We start from the raw sequence: 20,131 nt of genomic DNA, 5'->3' as shown, positions 1-20,131 counted from the left end.
TTATATTCGAGGATATAAATACTGCTGTATCCAGTCATCTAAAACTCTTTTATCAAAAAAGCTACCTTCGGAGATTTGAACACCAATTTCTACTAGACGCGCATAGATATGTGAACCCGAATGTAACTTATTTAAGTCTTCGGATGCTTCCTGAGATCTAAAAATTTCTGGTATTGGAATCTGACTTGTATACATCTTACCTAAATCATACCAATTCCCTCCCGCGAGTTGCTTTGAGTAAATGGATAAAAGTCTATCAAAAAAGGGACTTGAAAAAAGGGATAAATAAAAGTAGTAGTCATTCTCATCTGATAAGTCGTTTAAAATCCACGCATTACCGCGTTCTACAACGTAATGACCAATCTTGTCAAATGCAAATGAACTGGAGCTTCCAAATTCAGCAGATAAAATCTTGGGTTGTCTTTCAAATTGCCAATTTCGTGGCCTTGTAAGGCCCCACCATTCGGTAATTCCCGCGCGTTTTTTTAATAAACCCTCATTAGGCAAAAGCATTGTCTCGTAGGAGAATTGTGCATTTTTAATTACGTCATCAACTGTTTTTAAGACTACGCCATTCCTATCATAAGGATACCAAATAAATGTTTTGGGACTTTGGAATTGGCCATACCTGATAGTTTCATTATCTGCTACCAATCGAAAATATCCTTTCTCTTTTATAGATAGCTTCGAATATTCAGCTTCTGTAATTTTGAAAATATTTTTAGCTCCTTGCCTAATCCCTTGCTGAACCTTAAAAATCTGACCGATAGTGCTTAGTCTTCCTTCAGCGACTAATAAATCAAGGCTAGTTAATAACTCATGTTCACTTGAAGAAACTGGTTTCCATGTATTCTTTACTATCGGGAATTTTAGCGGCTGGTAAATACTGTATAAGTCAGAGCTCATACTTAATTCATTTGAATAGGACATTTTTCTTAAATCCCTAAGTGCCTCTTGAGCTACTCCTTTTTGATTTTGAGTCCAAAGTAGAGTAGGCATAGACATTTTTTTAGGCTTATTTCCAATAATTATGCTTACATCTGTAAGAGCATCTTCAAAAACAAAATTACCAAGCTTCCCAAGCAATGAGAAAGAAATAATTTGACTTATTTCATCTCTCAATTTTTTATATGAGTCCAATGTTAATAATGACGAGGGAATAACGCATCCAATCACACCACCATCCTTTAAAGACTGTATTGATTTGTAGAAAAATGCGCTAGCTTGATTTGGCTTACCAATGAAATTGGAACCCAACGTATGTTGAACTGCGTCTCTATTTATGCTATTTGATAATAATTCCCAAGATACAAATGGAGGATTCATTAAGATTAGATCGTAATCATTATCCCAAGACTCTCTCAGAGAATCCTCAACAATAAGAAATTTAAATTTCAATTGATCTCTCCAAATTGTCCTTTGCTCATACCTAAGTAAATAGTTCGATGTATTTATTGCAGTTTGTGACGAGTCAAAACCGATTACCTCTAATTCTCCTTGGTATTTGAGTTCTCGCAATTGTTTCAGAACTTCGACAAGAAACTCAGATGAACCGCAGGACGGATCTAGTATTTTAAGACTAGTTTTTGATAAATCTAATTGGCGTAATGCGTTTTCTACAATGGTTCTTGATAAATATGGAGGAGTATAGTGAATACTCGAATATGAAGAACTAATTGTTTCCAGAGTACTAGATACCCCTCCAAATAGGTCTCTCTGACTACTAAAATAAAATACTTCTTTTTGGGCTTCTTGAAAAAGCATACCTGCGGAATGACGTATAATAATATCGAACTCTGGTTTAATATTATTAATTCCTTTATTAATTTTATCCACAAAGAAACCAAAGTTATCAGGGATATCAACTTTATTTAGATTCCACTTATTTTCATCAAGATCCAAGTAATCATCCTCTAAACTACTGAGAAGAACAAATAGTAAATTCAGCGCTTCTACTGGGTTTGTTTTCTCCCTCGTTAAGTTCCGCATTTGTCTAAATATGTCTACTATGAAAGGAACAACATCTTTATCAGACCTACGACTGTTTGAAAGTAAATATTGATAGAATTTGTTAAAATTTGCCTTTACAACATCTTGCGATATTTCCTCATATACATTTTTTTCCCAATTAAAAATTTTGACCAATCCTTGATCAAGAACCAAAAAGTTTTTTGTGCTGCTTGACCATGATTTTGAATAATAATCGGGAGTTAGGTCATCATAATTCTCTGTTTGCAAACAAAAATCTCCGTTCCCCCCATTTAGAAGAACAAATGTTGAATCATTAATTAATGGGCGCAAATGAATAGGAAGTAACCCAAATTTTTGTTTCCAAGTAAGCGTTTCGGATAAATTTATCATTAGTGCTCAAAAATGCATTTTTAAAATGTATTTACTTAATGCTTGTTGCAATTTGCATAAATAAAATATGTAATTTACTAACCCAAGGCTTAGTGATTAGAACCTCTATGCCGGATTCGTCCTAAAACAATTATCCAAATGCAGGTTAATAGGCCAATTCATTATAAAATACCTTATTAGTATCTTTCGCGTATTACTTTACACAAACACTAAATTATTCAGACAAAAACTATTATTTACCTTCTGACTTCTTTAATACTATTAAAATGAAGATAACTAGGGATTATTGTCTTTGAGGGCTTTAATAATTATTTCGAAATCTTCCTCAAATTCTGATTGCATTTCACTTTCATAAGTTGAAATAAAATATGATCCATCAACTCCATTTTGCAATGATTGTGCGCTAGGAGTAAGCGGAGAAACGATTATTCCGAATGCCGAATGCCCTTCTGGATCTTCATCATACCCAAACGTATATTTGTTAATTTCTTTAAATGTCCTTAGATTGATGAGGCTATCGCCTATTTGGACAAAACCATTTCCGATTGCTTTAATTTTTGACATAACTTTGCATTTATTCTTGAAAAGTAAAATTAAACTTTTATAAGTATTTTACTTAATAAATTATTCATTGCTAAAAATTCAATTGAAAGTGCAAATCTCTTTTATTTGCACAAAAATCTTAAAACCATGGAGACAAAAGGTAGCGGGTCAGATGTTAGAAAAAAAACTATTCCAGGTGTTTTTATCATCGAAAGCTTGGAATTTGAAGATGAAAGAGGCAGTAAGGAAGGCGAAATATTATATGGTATTCTACAACTTTCAGGTATTCCAGTTGAATATGTATATGTTCGATCATATGACGAATTTGTACATTTTATTAACCAATTTGTAGAATCAAATTTTAGGTTTCTACATATCTCTTGCCATGGAAACAATGATGGAATTAAATTGACCCTAGAGGAGATAAGCAACAATGAACTTGGAAGTATATTACATAGAAAACTTAAGTACAGAAGGTTATTTCTTTCGGCTTGTGCTGCTGTCAATGAGAATATGGCTTTTGAATTATTCCCAAAAAGCGGGTGTAATTCGTTAATCGGGCCAAATAAAAAAGTCAAGATGAAAGAAGTTGCAATTTTTTGGGCATCTTTCTATCATTTGATGTTTAAATTAAATCACAAGGCTATGAAGAAAAAATACCTGATTTCAACCTTGGATGCCTTAGTCAAGCTTTATGCCATTCCTATAAAATATTTCAAAACATCAACAATAGCTCCTTATTTTTCCGAACAAAAGCTAACTCAAACATCAACGATACCAGTAGATGATGATTTAGACTAATTATATCGACTAGAGCAGAATCAACCAGACCCTGGACTATAAAATAAAAATCAAATAAGTTATTCAAGATAAAATTAATGCTCGAGCGCAACGATAAACCCTAATCTGGAACTTGCCCTGAATTAAACAACAATCGATCGCCTCGGCAAAGAAAACACCATTAAAATAGGAAAATTAATTCTGAGTTAATCTTGATTCTATTTCGAATGATTTAGATTAGTTCGATGGGAGATAAGTTTGTGCTATATTATCATTCCTTACTGATATAATGTTTGGGATAGAAACTAGGTAACTGTAATCAAACATTGATCGGCAACAATAGGATTGCTATCAAGCGTTACGTTTGCGATTATTCAACTTGAGGAGGTTCATGCAATTAGAAGAAAACTGACACTTGCATCAGATCGCTTACATATTAGTATGGAATCTGAAGAAATGCAGGCTATCGGGTTAATTTGTCGAGAGAGTCTTTTAGCTTTGGCTCAAGAACTCGCAAAAAGAAACACGAAAATTGTTGAAGACGAGCAGTTAAAGAAAGGAGACTTTAAAGGTATTGCCAAAATATTCATTGATGAATATGCACCTGGTGTAAGCATTGCAACACTACGGAGTTACGCTAGAAAAATGAGTGACATCGCTTGGAGCTATGCTTCAGAAATTGTTCATTCATCTTATAAAAACTTTCCTGATGTCAAAATCTGTACCATATTAGCTGCTTCAACAGTTTCTATTTTGGAGAATTTATTTATGAAATATGTTGGCTTTGATCATCAACCACGATGTCCAAATTGTGGAAGCGTGAGTCTTGAAATTTATTCTATTAAAAATGATAACAAACTTATCGAACATTGTACTAAATGTGATTTTGATAATATAGTCGATATTGAAACTGTTGGCAACCCCCTTTAAACAGTTAATATTTTTAAATTAAGATGATTTAATTCCATCTGTCTATTTACCTAGCTTTAGATCTGATCTTAGTTTTAACGCAATAATATAGTCAAATTTAAGTGAATCTAATCGTAGTGGGATTATGCTTATCTAATTAGAGAAGTATTGTAAAGCTATCATTCAATAACCGTTTTACCAAAAGATTTGGATCATTTGAATACGTTATGAAAGTTTATTTTCATAACGCTAAAGCTTTAATAATAAATCAAATTATGCGTTTGTTACACACCTGTAATCAAAACGATTCGCCCCTTTTCTAGCCCCATCAAACCAAAAAGCCAGCAGCTATACGTAACTACTGGCCAAAGGAGTGGTCCCGACGAGAATCGAACTCATATCTAAAGTTTAGGAAACTTCTATTCTATCCGTTGAACTACGGGACCTTTTAATGCGTGCAAAGATAATAAAAAATCGCATCCGCATTTAAAACTCATTTATTAAATCGACGGATAAAAAAACCCATCCTTTAAACTTGGCTGGGTTTTATCTTTAGCTTATACAGCCTTTATCTAATTACGCTACCCTCTATAAATCGATCTACAGGAGCCACGAAGGTAAGCTTGCCTTCTGCGTTTTCTGCCATTAAAATCATCCCCTGCGATAAAATTCCTTTGATTTCGCGGGGCGCTAAATTCACAATCATGCTCACCTGTTTACCAATAATTTCTTCTGGCTGGTAGTGTTCTGCAATGCCAGAAACAACGGTACGCTCATCAATACCCGTATTTACAGTAAGCTTCAACAGCTTTTTGGTTTTAGCAACCTTTTCTGCGGCAACAATGGTCGCTACCCTGATGTCCATTGCAGAAAAATCATCAAACTGGATATTTTCTTTAAGGGGTAAAGCTTCTGCGGCTTGCAGGGTATTGCTGGCTTTACTCTTGTTCAGTTTCTCGATTTGGAAATCGATTTCGGCATCTTCAATCTTTTCGAACAAAAGTACAGCTTCTCCAATTTCATGTCCGCGTTTTAGCAAATTGATTCCACCTGCAGCATCCCAAGTATGCCCACCGTTTTTAAGCATCTTCATCAGCTTTTCTTCTGTAAAAGGCAAAAATGGTTCAATAAGGATTTGAAGGTTAGCAGCAATTTGCAACGAGATGTGTAAAATAGTTCTTACCCGATCTTCATCTGTTTTAATCAGTTTCCAAGGTTCAGTTTCTGCAAGGTACTTATTCCCCAAACGAGCCACATTCATCACTTCTGCCAGGGCTTCTCTAAAACGATAATTTTCTATAGAGGCCGAAATTTTAGCCGGATATGTGGCAAGTTCATCAATAACCGCTTGATCTACAGGGGTAATTTCCATCAAGGTAGGTACAATACCATTAAAGTATTTATGGGTAAGTACCACAACGCGGTTTACGAAATTTCCAAAAATGGCGACCAGCTCATTGTTATTTCTGGCTTGGAAATCTTTCCAGGTAAAGTCGTTATCCTTCGTTTCAGGCGCAGTGGCAGTCAATACATAACGTAGAACGTCTTGCTTGCCTTCCATCTCTCTTAAATACTCGTTTAGCCAAACCGCCCAGTTTTTTGAAGTCGATATTTTTTGACCTTCAAGGTTTAAAAACTCATTTGCAGGCACATTATCTGCCAGTGTAAATTCGCCATGCGCCATTAACATTGCAGGAAAAATAATGCAGTGGAATACAATATTGTCTTTACCAATAAAATGAACCAATTTGGTTTCTTCACTTTTCCAATACTCTTCCCAATCGCACTTATCACTTTCAAAATTGCTGATGTAATATTCTTCTGCCTTCGGATTCCACACATCCAGTTTGGCGTAATTGCACAGTTCTTTAGTTGCAGAGATGTAGCCAATAGGGGCATCAAACCAAACGTATAAAACTTTGCCCGCCGCATCACGAAGGGGCACATGAACACCCCAATCCAAATCGCGGGTCATGGCTCTAGGTTGTAGGCCAGCATTTAACCAGCTTTGGCATTGCCCGTAAACATTCGGTCGCCATTCTTTATGGCTTTCAATATATTCGCGAAGGCGAGCTTCGTATTTATCTAAAGGTAGAAACCAATTTTTGGTTTCCTTTAGGATGGGTTTATCGCCCGATAGGGTAGATTTTGGATTAATTAAATCTGTTGCATTTAGCGTTGTTCCGCAGTTTTCGCATTGATCGCCATAGGCATTTTCGTTACCACAGTTAGGACAAGTACCTGTAATATAGCGATCGGCTAAAAATTGTTTGGCTGTTGGATCATAGTATTGTTCGGTTACCTCCTCTGTAAAAACCCCTTTATCGTACAGGGTTTCAAAAAAATCGGCTGCGGTTTGGTGGTGTGTTAAGGATGAGGTACGGTGGTAAATATCAAATGAAATTCCGAATTCCTTAAAAGAATCGCCAATAATTTTATGGTACTTATCAACCACTTCTTGGGGTGTAATGCCCTCTCTCTTAGCCTTTAAGGTAATGGGCACGCCATTCTCGTCAGATCCACAGATGAATTTTACATCGCGTTTGTTCGATCGTAAAAAGCGGGCATAAATATCAGCAGGAATATAAACTCCAGCCAAATGACCAATATGCACAGGTCCATTGGTGTATGGAAGCGCCGCCGTTACGGTATATCTTTTTATTTTACTATTATCCAAAACAATTTTTATTAATTTGGCAAAGATAAGTGTTTTGAAGAATGATTAAGCAGCCACCGTATTTAAAAATAGGAGATAAGATTGCCTTGGTTTGTCCGGCAAAGAAATTACCCAAATCTATCCATTACGCCATAAACGTTTTAGAAAGCTGGGGATTAGAAGTTATTATAGGCGATAGCGTGTATGCGAGCCACCATCAATTTGCCGGAACAGATGCCCTACGCACCAAAGATATTCAACGTTTTTTGGATGATGATAGCATAAAAGCCATCATATCTGGCCGTGGGGGATATGGAAGCATCCGAATTATTGATGCGCTGGATTTTAGTAAATTTGAGGAAAACCCGAAATGGTTTGTCGGCTTTAGCGACATTACGGTTTTACTTTCGCATATCATTGCTGCAACAAACACCCAATGTTTACATGCCCAAATGCCCTACACTTTTGAAGATGCTACTCCAGAATCTTTACTTTCTTTAAAGAAAGCCCTATTCGGCGAAAAAGAATCCTATTCCTACACTAGTACCTTTAAAAACAAAATAGGCGCTTGCGAAGGCATTTTAATAGGCGGAAACTTAACCCTACTGTGTACGATGCAGGGGTCGATATCCGAAATGGATTTTAATGATAAAATTTTATTTTTGGAAGACGTTGGTGAGCACGAGTACGCTATCGATAGAATGTTGCGTATGCTTAAAAGAGCAGGAAAGCTAAGCAAATTAAAAGGTTTGATAGTTGGTGCCTTTAATGAGATTGAGGAAGAAAAAATTTCTTTTGGGCAAACGGCCGATGAAGTGATTTGGGAAATTGTTAAGGATTACGAATATCCGATTTGTTTTAACTTCCCTACCGGACATATAAACAACAACATGAGCATGAACTTAGGTGCACCAATAGAATTAACAGTAGATACAAAAACAGTAACTTTTAGATATTTATAATATGGCTATTTTAGAAAACTTAGGAAAATACCGCAATACAGGCTTGCTCTTATTGCGCATTGGAATCGGAATTTTATTTATTACACATGGATTTCCAAAATTGGCCGGTGGGCCAGAGGGCTGGACTGGCTTGGGTGGTAGTATGAAGGTAGTTGGAATCAATTTTCTGCCCGTATTTTGGGGCTTTATGGCTGCCGCTACCGAAACTTTTGGAGGCTTTCTTTTAATTTTGGGCTTATTCTTTCGTCCGGTTTGTATCCTATTGGTATTTACAATGGCTATTGCTGCGCTTGGTCATCTTAACAATGGAGAGGGTTTGCAAGCTGCGAGCCACGCGATTGAAATGGGCATTGTTTTTTTAAGCTTGATTTTTATCGGCCCAGGGAAATACAGTGTAGATAAGAAATAAACAGCTTAATGTTATTGGGCTATTATTTAAGTGTTTTAGGCAATCGAAATGCTTAGAGGCTTGTGTAATAGTTCAATAACTTTACCACATCTTCATCTTGCTTAAAGTTAACTTTTTGGTCTTTAAGAAACTTTTTTATCGCATCTTCTTTATCAGCCAAAGCAGACAAGAAGCTATTTCGATCTTGTTTAAGAACCATCGGCTTGTTATCTTTCACTAAGATATAATTGGTTTCTTGAACAACTGCTTTCTCTACATTTGCAGAGTTATACACTTGGGTTTCAATGATCTTCTTTTTAACTCTTTTTAAAAGCTTCACCTTACCAGACAGCAGCTCTTCAGCAAAACCAGAATCTCCATCAAGTCCGATTGATCCTAAAGAAATGAAATTTACAGGCACTCCATTGTCTGGAGTTACCGTAAACTTATCTACTTGATCTATGATTTCGGTGGCAGATTGATTTTCAAAGTTGGGCTTAAAAAGAATAATGCCTTGTATCTGATCGTAGTTTAAATAGCCTTTTACATTTTTGATGTTCTTGTTTGAAAAAGCAACTTCACCTTTCAAGAAGTTTTTTGCGTAAAATGGCGAACCAGTTACTTGTACATATCTCTGCTCATTCACAGGCTTCCCTCTAAAATCAGATAAAAATTGTGCAGAACAATTTGTTGCGCTTAACAAAGACACAGAAACCAGGAAAAGATTCAGTAGATATTTCATAAGAAAAAAAACTATCCCCCAATTATGGAGGATAGTTGTTAAATTTTAATTTCTAAGTGTTAGTGTAAACGTTTTATAGTTCTCACTAGGGAAGGTATCGCCATTTCCCGTTAGTGTTAACACTAATGGGAAAGTTGCTGTTCCAGTAACCGATCCAGGAATCATATCTACTAAAAGATAGCCTACTGAAGAGTTAGCCGGTATAGTTACCTTGTTAGATCCAGCAGGTCTGAAGTTGTAGTGTGTACCGGCAACAGCTGTGCTTGTTGTGGCAACACTAAAGCCAATTTCTGTTGCTGCTGTTCTTTGTGGACCTACTAATTGCACATAAATTGTATCGGTACCGCGCGTATTTACACTAGCTGTTCTGGCTAATACCGCATTGGCTGTTACACCTGCAGGTTGTTTAGCTGTAACCCTACTCAATAAGTGGTTTTTAAATTCGATAACAGTTGGACCTGTGTAAACCAATTCGTCCTTTGGCATGCAACTTGTAAAAATCGTACAAATGGAAGCAAATGCCAATCCGTATAATAATAATCTTTTCATCATTTTTCTTTAGTTAATAACCTGGGTTTTTTTGAATACCTAACAATACCTCAGCATTAGGAATTGGTGCAAGCAATCTAAAATCTGTAGGTGCAAGTGTTGCAACACCAGTTTTAGCTGGTTTAGAAATACCCACTGCTCTACGTTTTAAATCAAACCAACGTTGTCCTTCAAAAAATAATTCTCTTCTTCTTTCAGTTTGGATGAATTCTTTGATGTTGATGTCGGTAGGGACAGTAACACCAGTTGCATTTCTGTTGGCACGTAATTGAGTAACAATTGCTGCCGCTGCTGCATACTGAGTTTGTTCTGCAAGTGCTTCAGCTTTCAAAAGCAATAAGTCTGAAAATCTGATTACTTTAGCATTATCGGTGTAAACACCAAGTGCAGCAGAGTATTTGTCAACCCAGTTAAATAAAGGCGCTGGACTAGCAGATGTACCACCGAATTTGAAAAACATATTCAAACGATCATCGCCAGCATTAAATAGGGCGAATAATTCATCTGATGCTGTTTGTCCACCGAAAGTAGAAATTGCATTATAACCATTCGGGTGCGTATAAGAATACATAGAGTCGTTACCCCCAACTACACCAGATAATTGAGCAGTAGGACTAATTACAAATTCTAATAACGATTCTGTATTTGGAGTCGCTTTAAATGCCGCAACATAGTTGCCCGCAGCAGCTAACCTAGCACCTGTATTGGTTGTGCTCATTGCATTATCCAATTCAGTTACTGCTTCTGCCCATCTTCCAGAATAAATATATACTTTACCCAACAAGCCATAAGCAGCACCTTTGTTAAATCTATATCTAGAAGCACTTGCGCCAGATCCAAATAAAGCAATGGCTGATCTTAAATCTGCTTCGATAGATTTATATACCTCAGTAACCGTTGCTCTTGGCGATTGAGCAGCATCAGCAACAACTGCTGTTGATTTTAATCTCAAAGGCACACTTTTGTCAAATCCTGCTCCGGCAGTAGCCACATTTACAGGCTCATAGCCATAAACACGTGCCAAATCAAAGTAAGCTAATGCTCTTAAAGAATAAGCTTCGGCTTTAATTTGACTCACCCTAGGGTCTGTTAATTTGTCGATGTTATCAAGAATGGTATTCACCTCGTTAATAATCAGATAACTGTTTGTCCACAAGTTCATGTGTGCGTTAATTTGATTACTGTTTTGAGAAATATACCTACCGTTGGCAACGCTCAATTCGGTATATAAGTTATCAGACATTACATCTGGAAGCAATACAAAATCTCTTCCATAATAGGTAAAGGCTATAAATCTTACATAAGCAGAATTTAGGAGCGATTCGTATCCAGATATCGTTCCTAATGCAACGTTTGCCGATACGGAGTTCTTTGGTTCAACCTGGACCATTTTTTCGCATGAGCTTAAAAATAAGCCTAGCGATATACTAAATATTAATAATTTCCTTTTCATGTTAATCCTTATAAATCAATCGTTATACCACCAGAAATAGTTTTTGGTTGAGGGTAACCATTTAAATTGTTTCCTGTATTCTCAGGATCTTCTCCTCTGTAGTTCGTAATTGTTGCAAGATTTAGGCCTTGTAAAAACACGTTAACACCTTGTAATCCAATTTTGGAAACTAAAGAACTTGGTAATCTATAGCTTAAGTTAACTTGCTTCAAGCGAATGTATGATGCTTCTTGAATATATCTAGAAGATAAGTTCGTTGGATCATAACCACCTGGTTCAGTATAACCATCATAAGCTCTTGGAACACTTGTAATTTGACCTGGAACTGTCCATCTACCCAATTGACTAGTCACTTGGTTTTCGATTGACATACCAGATGCCTCAAGTATTTGTGCTGTTTGTAGGTAACTTGAGTTTCCGTACTGATACTGGAACAACACATCTAAGCTAAATCCTTTGAAAGAGAATGTGTTACCGAAACCACCAAATGATTTTGGATTTCCGTAACCGATAATTCTATCATCAGCATTAACACCTGCAACAGGTACGTAAGTTAAGTTTTCATTCTTATCATAATACATTGGTCTACCATCAGCAGGGTTAACACCAGCATATTTGAATGTATATAAGATGTTTGTTGGATAACCTACGATTTGAGTGTTTCCAATTCTTGTAGCACCGTTGTTAAGCTCGATAAGTTTGTTTTTGAAGAAAGCGATGTTAAACGTTGTGGTCCATTTGAAACCATTTGGCAAGTCTAAATTCACGGTAGTTAACTCGAAATCTAAGCCCTTTCCATCTAATCTACCACCATTTTCTCTAATAGAGGTGAAACCGCTGTTACTTGGTAAAGCTCTATCTAATAATAGTTTAGTAGTTTTTTTCTTATAGATATCGATTGCACCAGTAATTCTATTGTTTAAGAATCCGAAATCCAATCCAATACCTGTTTGTTGTGTTTGCTCCCAAGTTAACTCTGGGTTTGCCAACTGTGTTGGGCGGATACTACCACCACCATTGTAAGCACCTGTTGAGCCTGGTGAACCATAAAGGGCTAATGCACCGAAATCGGTAGTTGGTTGCGTACCTACAACTCCAAAACTTCCCCTAAGTTTTAGTTCGCTAACGATTTTTGAATCTTTCAAGAATTCTTCTTGAGAAATTCTCCATCCACCTGATACACCACCGAATAATCCGAATTTGTAATCGTTACCAAATCTTGATGATCCGTCATAACGTAAGCTACCTGAAAACAGGTACTTGCTCTTATAATCGTATTTCAAGCTTCCGATTAAACTGGCAATTTTGTACTGAGTAAAGGTTGAAGTTGTTGTAAGTGGAGTAGAAGCACTGCTAATCAAAACAAACAACGGACTTGGAAAACCTTGTGCCGAAGCACCTAATTGCTCTTGTGTAGCTGATCTATATTCAAATCCACCTAATACAGAGAAGTTGTGATCGTTATTGATAGATTTAGCATACGAAGCTGTTGCACTTGTATTGAAGTTGAAATTTCTTAACGAGTTCTCACTTCCAGATCCTCCTGTTGGTGCATAAATAGGAATTGTAGTCGGTCTATAGTTATAATTGGCCGCATCTGCAAAATCAATACCTCCAAAGGCTCTTAATGTTAAACCTGGTATTGGTTTATAGTTTAAGGCCACATTACTAATGGATTGTATAGATTTTGTACTTCTCAATTCCTCATTCAAATGCTGAATGATGTTTACGTTTTGTGCATTACGTAAGTTTGCACCATTACGATAACTTCCATCAGGTAAGTAAACCGTGTTGTAAGGCGGGATGTACAATGCACCTGTAAAAGGGGTATTGGTAAAAAATCCAGCGTTAGTGCTTGGCCCACCAGATTTGGTATAGGTTAAGCTTAGGTTTGCTTCCAATGAAAGCTTATCGCTGATTTGATTGTCGATATTACCTCTAATTCCACCTTTTTTATAGTCTGAAGCAATAGCTACCCCGTCTGTATTGTTAAAGTTTGTAGAGATGAAGAATTTTGTTTTTTCATTACCACCACTAAAAGAAAGGTTATATTCTCCGAAATTTGCATCGCGGAAAACTTCGTTATACCAATCTGTTGTGGTTAAAGCTGTAGGATCAACTGTTGCCGATCCAAATGATGCGGTGTTAAAATTGGTTACCGCTGTTGCAACAGGGTTTCCTAAGCGTAATGCTCTATTTACTACTGCTTCTCTTCTCAATTCATAATATTGTTGAGAATTCAATAGTTCGTAAGGATTAATTTGAGAGTTTACCCCTTGTTGAACCGAAAGTTTAACAGCTGTTTTGCCTTGTTTACCACGTTTTGTAGTAACAACTACAACACCATTGGCTGCTTGCGATCCGTAGATACCTGCGGTTGCCGCATCTTTCAAAATCTGAATAGACTCGATGTCGTTAGGGTTAATTGCGCCCAATACGTTCTGAGTTGTTGCCGTAGATAGACCACCTGCGTTAACTTGAACACCATCAATAATGTAAAGTGGTTCTGCACTACCATTGATTGTACCTACACCCCTTACGCGGACAGAGATTCCAGAACCTGGTTGTCCACTATTGGTAGTTACTTGCACACCTGCCGCACGACCTTGCATTGCTTTATCGAAAGTTTGTACTGGCAAATTTTGGATTTTTTCTCCAGTGATACTAGAAACTGCACCTGTAAGTTCTTTTTTAGATTGGGTACCGTAACCGGTAACCACAACTTCATTTAAAGATCTAGAATCTGAGCTTAAAACAGCATTTAAAACGTTGTTACTCGGAATCGCAAATTCTTTTGTTTCGTAACTTAAGAAGGTGATTACTAAGGTTTTTGCATTTGCTGGAACACGGAGAGAGAATTTTCCGTTTGCTCCGGTTTGGGTTCCTAGGTTGGGGATTTCCTTTACCCTTACAGTTGCACCGGGTACCGGGAGGCCATCTTCTTGGGATGTAACTGTACCAGTAATTGTTCTTTCTTGAGCCATTGCGCCGAACGCAAAAAACACCAGAATGAACAAACTTTGTAGAAGTTTTTTCATAAAAATTTAGTTTAGTTAGGGTTGATTTAATTATCTAGTCACTAAACTACTGTTAATTTTATGAAATACAAATTTACTTGAACAAAAAATGATCAAAAAATATAGATAGTGTAAAAATTATTATAGTTTTTTGATAAAACAGCTTGTTAAAATCAACTAAATTAATAGTTTTACTCTCTTGACTACTGTTATTTTTGTTAAAAGAGCTAATTAAAGTAAAGGATGGGAGCAAATCCAGCAATAATTCAAACTAAAGAATAAGTTGATGGGGATTGACGCAAATACACCAAGTATCACTCGCATAAAAAGCTAACCGAGTTTAATATTTTGATTAATTGGTTAAATATTTAGCAGAACCTTGACGTTTTAGATAAACGTGGGCTTTATTGGCAAATTTTATAGATAAAACTTTAAGGATTGACTTGAGCTATAATTATTAGCTGATTTATTTTTTTTGAATTAATGACATTATTTTTCTGTATTGCCATTTCCGGACTTGACAACTCTGAATAAAAAAAGGCTGAGAAAATTCTCAGCCTTTTTTTAACTATCCTGTGATGTTTATCGTAAAAAATCGCTTTAACACTTGCCCATCACCTAAAGTAGCGGAAACTGTTAAAACAACTGATCCGCTTGTACCAGAGGTGGGGAGCGGTGCATCGGTAGCCCCCCTCAAATCTTTCACCAATCTAGTAAAAGTATAACTTCCCCCACTTACATTAGCCGTTCCCAGGGTGTTTACGACACTACCCGTTAGTGTAGTAAATGTGAGTGTCCTCACATCTCCCGTGTATGTAAGGACAATGTTAACGGATCCTGTGCCTTTGACTGTTGGTGTAGATGCAGCATAAGTTGAGTACGTGCCACTTGTTGTGCTTGCATAACCGTCAAAAATGATTGTGGCGGGCGCATCAAGAGTTTCTGGCTGTTTTGGATCTTTTTTGCATGAGGCTAAGCTTAGTACTGATGCAAATAATATGATTAAAATTCTTTTCATGGTTATGATTATTTATCCCAGAATACAGATTTTACAAATACTGATGGTCGGGCTGGTGTATTAGGATTATAGCTTCTTTCATTAAATGAGTATGGCAATATACGTGGAATAGCCGTGGCTGGAGTTACAGGAGATATTGCTGGATAACCTGTTCTTCTCCAATCAGACCATGGCTCGATTGCTACACCATAATTTGACACAAATTTTTCTTCAATAATTTTTTGAAGTGCATTTCCAGTAGTAACTGTTCCATTGGCTGATGCCAAGTATGAGGCCAAACCACTTGACACGGCTAATGCTTCTGTTGCGTCTGAAAACTCTGCCGCAGCAGCGAATGAAGCAGTAATCCCTGCTTTGAAATAAATATCTGCGGTCACTAAATCGTTCCCACCATTTGTCCTAGCATAATATTCTGCCAATATTTGATTCTGTTCGGCAAAAGTTAACATTCTAATAGGAGCTTCACCAGAATAGGCACCTGACGAGAGCCTCCCTCTTAAATATGTACTCATGCGAGAGAATGCCGTACTAATGGTTACATCACCGATACCATTTGTGGCTCCAACATAAACACCGCCTTGTAAAGTGAAAAATGAATTTCTCCTGCTATCATTTTTGCTATTCATGATGTCAACTAACGTTTTACTTGGGAAAAACTGATTGGGCCTTGATCCTTCGAACTGATGAATTGGATTGGTTTGATTCGCAGAAGTTAAAAATCGCATTTGAAAATTATCACTGTTTGCTCTTAATAACTTATTGGTAGCCAGAACCGCTAGGATTCCTGCCTTCCCCTTAGCTACATCAGCAACCGTTGCATTGGTAGAGAAATAATGAATGTACATTCTTAATTTCAATGCATTACCAAAACGCTCCCATTTATCCATATCTCCTCCGTAATACAAATCATCACTTGAAGGCGTGAGTAGCGATGCTTTTTTGATATCTGCAATGCCCTCGTCGATTAGGTTTAATACATTATCGTATATAGATGAAGATCCATCAAACGTAGGCTTCAGGTTTGTTTCATAACTTATTGCCTCTGAGTATGGAAGATCTCCATAAGCATCTACATGAGTTTGATATACATATGCTTTCAAAATTTCTGCAACGCCGGCATACTTTGGACTTGTTGCTTTAGTTTTTACAATTACCTTCTGTAGGTCTGTCAATGTTCCGGCGAAGGTTGAAGCCCAGGTGTTATTTATGTCGCCTTCACCTACCGCATACTTATCATATTGAGTTGGCTGTGCAGCGCCACCCCCCTGAGCGGCAAACTGCTGAACCCATAAAGAGGTAAAACGATGAATGTCAGACCCCATAGTGAAACCCAGGTTCCCTTGAGCGGAGGGCAAAATTAAGCTTGCATCTGGATCTTTTAACCTAGTAGGGTTATCATTAATGTCGACGAATTTCTTGCACGAGCTGAGCCCTATAATAATTAATGCAACTCCGAGAACTATTTCTTTTATATTAATTTTCATGTCTATATCTCCTACTACTAAAATGTTAATTTCAAAAACCCACCGTAGGTTCTTGTTTGAGGCTGGCCATTGTACTCAATTCCCTGCCCATTGCTAACACCTAAGAGGTTATTTTCTGGATCAATGTGCGGAAAGTTAGGTGCATACATCAAGAGATTTCTACCTGTCAAGCCAACACTAATTCCCTTTACAAATTTAAGCTTGGACAATAAATTATTAGGAATTCTGTAAGACAATGTCGCTTCTCTCAATCTGATCCAAGACCCATCAAAAACAGCGTATTCTTGTGCCGCTGACGAGTATAAATCACTATAATATTGCTCCGCAGTGATCAATGTATTATTTGCGGTGCCATCTGCATAAACAGCATTGTGAATATATAGTCTATTTCTGTCGGCTGTCTCGGCAGCAACTCCGTATCTTCGCAAATCGGTGATTGTTCTGGAATAAATGTCACCGCCATAACGAACATCGGCAAATAAGCTCAAAGACAAACCTTTGTATGTGAAAGTCGAATTTACTCCACCAGTCCATTTTGGATTAGGATCTCCGATCGGCTGAAGCTCAGCCGTGTTGATCTGACCCGAGCTTAATCTGCCATTTGCATCTACAACGTCCTTGCCATTAAGCTTTTTAAATACCTGACCAAACAAGGTACCATACTGATAGCCAGTTACAATTCGCCCTTGAGGATTTGTGAAACCACCATTTCCAATAAATGGAACACCTGGCGCTAACTCTACAACCTCATTTCTTCCTTTCGTAAAGTTTACCGATAAATCCCAAATAAAGTCTCTGGTTTTCAATGGTACTCCACTAACTAATAACTCAATTCCATGTGCCTTTAGTGTTCCTGCATTTAGCAAAGTGCTTGTATAACCAGATGATGGTGCACTTGGAACTGAAAATATGATATCAGTACTTTTGGTACTATAATAAGCAATATCAATACTCAATCGATCTTTCAAGAACCTACCTTCTATACCAATTTCCTTTGAGGCAGTAAACTCTGGCTTAATGTTAATATTACCTGCAGCATTAGCATAAGTTTGCCCATTAACACCGTTAAAAGGAAAAATTAAATTTGGACCAAAACCATCCGAAGGATTAACCGTATTATAGTAAGTACCTGTGCTGTAAACCGGCGCTTCTCTACCTACTTTAGCATAATTAGCCCTAATTTTCAAGTAGTTCACTATGTCGTTTTGCTTCAATTGAGGAAAAGCCTCCGTTACGATGAAAGTTGCATCAACTTTAGGATAAAAATAGCTTCTCTTATCGGGAGCAAAGGTGGACGATACATCTCTACGCCCGGTGAAAGAAAGGTAAGCAAACGATTTATAGTCTAGACTAAGATCTGCGTAAACACCAACTAAGCTTTGCTCCGTAACTGCCTGAGCGGGAACATAAGTTAATGTATTAGAAATATTATAATTATGTGCAACCTGGATGCCATTACCTGTAACCTGCAATTCATCTAATCTTCTGTAATTTATTTCATTACCCAATAGAAACCTCGCACCGAAATCTTTTAAGAACTTTTTGTTTGCAACCAAATTGAAGTATGAACTGACTTCCCTTCTATTTGTAGTATTATCGATAATTGATCCTGTTCTACTAGCAGATTGATTGTTGTTAGCAGATTTTTCATTAATTGTTTTAGACACATTGGTGTATTGATCAATACCAATCTTATAATTGGCGCTCAACCAATCGGCTATTTTATAGTCAAGACCAGCGTTACCAATTACCCGATCTATTTTTTGCTTAAAAAGAACGTATTTTATGGACCATAAAGGGTTGTCTGTTCCAAGAATGTTATAATATGTATAACCTGAATTATTGACACGACTTGTAGGTATATTATTTAAGCCCGAAACAGTTTCAAATGGATAGTTATCCAAATTATACGTTCGAGGTAAAGTCATTCCGTCGAATAAGGGATTAGATCTTTGGTTACCCGTAGGCGTGCCCACAGAGTTATTTCTAATATACTGAACAGAGGCACTCAGCGTGAGTTTTTTACTTAATTCTGTGCTTGCATTTACAGTAAAATTATTTTTAGCCAATGTGTTATTTTCAAGATATCCATTTTCCTTGAAATTTCCATAGTTGAAATAGTAAGCAGTTTTATCGGTACCACCAGAAAAAGAAACATTGTTTTGTAAATTATATCCTCCTTTAAAGATATCCTTAACATTATCTGGATATGCAGTAAGAGTCTCAGCGTTACCGAGATAGTTAGTAACAGTTTGACCAGCTATTTTAGCTCCCCAAGACATTTGAGAAAAGGAATCATACAATCCATTTGTGCCCTGTGAATATTCATTCTGATAACTTGGCAAACGATTAACCTCTAAATAGTTATAATTACTACTTAGCTCAACCTTACCTGTTTGGCCTTTGCTACCTTTTTTTGTTGTAACAATCACCGCCCCAGCCACAGCTCTTGATCCATACAAAACAGCAGCGGCAGGCCCTTTTAAAATCGTTACAGACTCAATATCGTCTTGATTCAAATCTATACCTCTATTAGAATTGGTACTACCTGTATTAACACTTTGGCTTCCACCTCCGTTATCGATCGGAATTCCATCGACTACCCATAATGGTTGATTAGAGCCGGTAAAGGTTGTCGCCTGCCGAATATTGATATTGGCTGACGAGCCAGTAGCGCCACCAGAGGATAAAATTTTAACACCAGCCACTTTGCCCGCAAGCGCATTTACAACATTGGATGAGCGTCCAGCTGTCAATTCACTATTTTTGACAGTTGTTACACCATACCCCAAAGATTTGGTTTCCCTCTTTTGTCCCAATGCCGTGACGATCACTTCTGTAAGAGACTTGGAATCTGTTTCCAAAGCGACATTTACTACGCTCGATGAACTAATATTTTTTGTTATGGACGTGTACCCAACCGAAGAAAATTCCAGCGATGTAGCATTGCTTGAAATCCTAATTGAGTACTTACCATCTGCTCCGGTTGTGGTTCCACCGGTGGCTCCTTTGATTTTTACACTTACACCAGGGAGAGGTAATCCGTCATCCTTGCCCGTAACTGTACCAGTTATTGTTCTGTCTTGCGCCATTGCAGAGCCCGCAATAAACAGCAATATGAACAAACTTTGTAGAAGTTTTTTCATAAAAATTAAGTTTAGTTTAGTTAATAATACCCTAATATAACATTAAGTATAGTGTAATGCAAATTTTACAAACAAAAAACAATACACAATTATTTCGATAAAATAAACTTAAAATCGCCAATA

14 protein-coding genes and 1 tRNA gene are annotated in these 20,131 nt (G+C 37.1%); 4 read left to right on the top strand and 11 right to left on the bottom strand.

What is annotated here, in order from left to right; genetic code table 11:
* Together DHW03_RS10525 and DHW03_RS10520 are read right to left on the bottom strand one after the other, a co-directional pair.
* Positions 1-2,361, bottom strand: coding sequence for an HsdM family class I SAM-dependent methyltransferase (locus DHW03_RS10525; RefSeq protein ID WP_109925748.1), 2,361 nt, complete (start codon positions 2,359-2,361; stop codon positions 1-3).
* A gap of 276 nt (positions 2,362-2,637) precedes the next feature.
* Entirely contained in the window at positions 2,638-2,925 is a 288-nt protein-coding gene (locus tag DHW03_RS10520; RefSeq protein WP_109925747.1) for a hypothetical protein, read from the bottom strand.
* 126 nt (positions 2,926-3,051) lie between these two features.
* Here DHW03_RS10520 and DHW03_RS10515 point away from each other — a divergent pair, with 126 nt between their 5' ends.
* Positions 3,052-3,705 (top strand): hypothetical protein, encoded by a 654-nt coding sequence (locus DHW03_RS10515; RefSeq protein WP_109925746.1) that lies wholly within the window; start codon positions 3,052-3,054, stop codon positions 3,703-3,705.
* Between the two features lie 420 nt (positions 3,706-4,125).
* Positions 4,126-4,614 (top strand): hypothetical protein, encoded by a 489-nt coding sequence (locus tag DHW03_RS10510; protein ID WP_133248522.1) that lies wholly within the window; start codon positions 4,126-4,128, stop codon positions 4,612-4,614.
* Positions 4,615-4,967: 353 nt separating this feature from the next.
* Here DHW03_RS10510 and DHW03_RS10505 read toward each other — a convergent pair.
* Positions 4,968-5,039 (bottom strand) — tRNA-Arg (locus DHW03_RS10505).
* A 122-nt stretch (positions 5,040-5,161) separates the two neighbouring features.
* Positions 5,162-7,270 carry a methionine--tRNA ligase gene (gene metG, locus DHW03_RS10500; protein WP_109925744.1) on the bottom strand — a complete coding sequence of 703 codons (2,109 nt, stop codon included), beginning with the start codon at positions 7,268-7,270 and terminating at the stop codon, positions 5,162-5,164.
* Between the two features lie 41 nt (positions 7,271-7,311).
* Between metG and DHW03_RS10495 the strand changes: the two genes are divergently transcribed.
* Complete coding sequence (locus DHW03_RS10495; protein WP_109925743.1) at positions 7,312-8,211, top strand: S66 peptidase family protein; 900 nt, start codon at positions 7,312-7,314, stop codon at positions 8,209-8,211.
* Between the two features lies 1 nt (position 8,212).
* The gene (locus tag DHW03_RS10490; protein ID WP_109925742.1) at positions 8,213-8,620 is read left to right on the top strand and encodes a DoxX family protein; all 408 of its coding nucleotides are present in this window, start codon (positions 8,213-8,215) and stop codon (positions 8,618-8,620) included.
* A 52-nt stretch (positions 8,621-8,672) separates the two neighbouring features.
* On the opposite strand, the gene DHW03_RS10485 is transcribed toward DHW03_RS10490, so the two are convergent.
* The 7 genes from DHW03_RS10485 to DHW03_RS10455 all read right to left on the bottom strand — a co-directional run bounded on the left by DHW03_RS10485 (position 8,673) and on the right by DHW03_RS10455 (position 20,008).
* On the bottom strand, positions 8,673-9,341 hold the full coding sequence (locus tag DHW03_RS10485; RefSeq protein ID WP_109925741.1) for a hypothetical protein: 669 nt from the start codon (positions 9,339-9,341) through the stop codon (positions 8,673-8,675).
* A gap of 45 nt (positions 9,342-9,386) precedes the next feature.
* Positions 9,387-9,893, bottom strand: a complete 507-nt coding sequence (locus DHW03_RS10480) for a hypothetical protein (protein WP_133248521.1) — start codon at positions 9,891-9,893, stop codon at positions 9,387-9,389.
* 10 nt (positions 9,894-9,903) lie between these two features.
* Positions 9,904-11,343, bottom strand: coding sequence for a RagB/SusD family nutrient uptake outer membrane protein (locus tag DHW03_RS10475; protein ID WP_109925739.1), 1,440 nt, complete (start codon positions 11,341-11,343; stop codon positions 9,904-9,906).
* Between the two features lie 8 nt (positions 11,344-11,351).
* Positions 11,352-14,381, bottom strand: coding sequence for a SusC/RagA family TonB-linked outer membrane protein (locus DHW03_RS10470; protein WP_109925738.1), 3,030 nt, complete (start codon positions 14,379-14,381; stop codon positions 11,352-11,354).
* 547 nt (positions 14,382-14,928) lie between these two features.
* Positions 14,929-15,378 (bottom strand): hypothetical protein, encoded by a 450-nt coding sequence (locus tag DHW03_RS10465; protein WP_109925737.1) that lies wholly within the window; start codon positions 15,376-15,378, stop codon positions 14,929-14,931.
* An 8-nt stretch (positions 15,379-15,386) separates the two neighbouring features.
* Entirely contained in the window at positions 15,387-16,862 is a 1,476-nt protein-coding gene (locus DHW03_RS10460) for a SusD/RagB family nutrient-binding outer membrane lipoprotein (RefSeq protein WP_109925736.1), read from the bottom strand.
* A 17-nt stretch (positions 16,863-16,879) separates the two neighbouring features.
* Positions 16,880-20,008, bottom strand: coding sequence for a SusC/RagA family TonB-linked outer membrane protein (locus tag DHW03_RS10455; protein WP_109925735.1), 3,129 nt, complete (start codon positions 20,006-20,008; stop codon positions 16,880-16,882).
* Positions 20,009-20,131: the final 123 nt, after the last annotated feature.

Source organism: Pedobacter yonginensis, from assembly GCF_003173595.1.
Classification (GTDB): domain Bacteria; phylum Bacteroidota; class Bacteroidia; order Sphingobacteriales; family Sphingobacteriaceae; genus Pedobacter; species Pedobacter yonginense.
Note: the sequence above shows the minus strand (reverse complement) of the source record. Positions and strands in the feature narration are given on the sequence as shown.

What these genes read in the sequence shown, in the direction of transcription:
- DHW03_RS10495 (WP_109925743.1), top strand. Translation starts at nt 7,312, where the DNA reads ATGATTAAGCAGCCACCGTATTTAAAAATAGGAGATAAGATTGCCTTG.
- DHW03_RS10515 (WP_109925746.1), top strand. Translation starts at nt 3,052, where the DNA reads ATGGAGACAAAAGGTAGCGGGTCAGATGTTAGAAAAAAAACTATTCCA.
- DHW03_RS10455 (WP_109925735.1), bottom strand. Translation starts at nt 20,008, where the DNA reads ATGAAAAAACTTCTACAAAGTTTGTTCATATTGCTGTTTATTGCGGGC.
- DHW03_RS10520 (WP_109925747.1), bottom strand. Translation starts at nt 2,925, where the DNA reads ATGTCAAAAATTAAAGCAATCGGAAATGGTTTTGTCCAAATAGGCGAT.
- DHW03_RS10490 (WP_109925742.1), top strand. Translation starts at nt 8,213, where the DNA reads ATGGCTATTTTAGAAAACTTAGGAAAATACCGCAATACAGGCTTGCTC.
- DHW03_RS10475 (WP_109925739.1), bottom strand. Translation starts at nt 11,343, where the DNA reads ATGAAAAGGAAATTATTAATATTTAGTATATCGCTAGGCTTATTTTTA.
- DHW03_RS10465 (WP_109925737.1), bottom strand. Translation starts at nt 15,378, where the DNA reads ATGAAAAGAATTTTAATCATATTATTTGCATCAGTACTAAGCTTAGCC.
- DHW03_RS10460 (WP_109925736.1), bottom strand. Translation starts at nt 16,862, where the DNA reads ATGAAAATTAATATAAAAGAAATAGTTCTCGGAGTTGCATTAATTATT.
- DHW03_RS10480 (WP_133248521.1), bottom strand. Translation starts at nt 9,893, where the DNA reads ATGATGAAAAGATTATTATTATACGGATTGGCATTTGCTTCCATTTGT.
- DHW03_RS10525 (WP_109925748.1), bottom strand. Translation starts at nt 2,361, where the DNA reads ATGATAAATTTATCCGAAACGCTTACTTGGAAACAAAAATTTGGGTTA.
- DHW03_RS10485 (WP_109925741.1), bottom strand. Translation starts at nt 9,341, where the DNA reads ATGAAATATCTACTGAATCTTTTCCTGGTTTCTGTGTCTTTGTTAAGC.
- DHW03_RS10510 (WP_133248522.1), top strand. Translation starts at nt 4,126, where the DNA reads ATGGAATCTGAAGAAATGCAGGCTATCGGGTTAATTTGTCGAGAGAGT.
- DHW03_RS10470 (WP_109925738.1), bottom strand. Translation starts at nt 14,381, where the DNA reads ATGAAAAAACTTCTACAAAGTTTGTTCATTCTGGTGTTTTTTGCGTTC.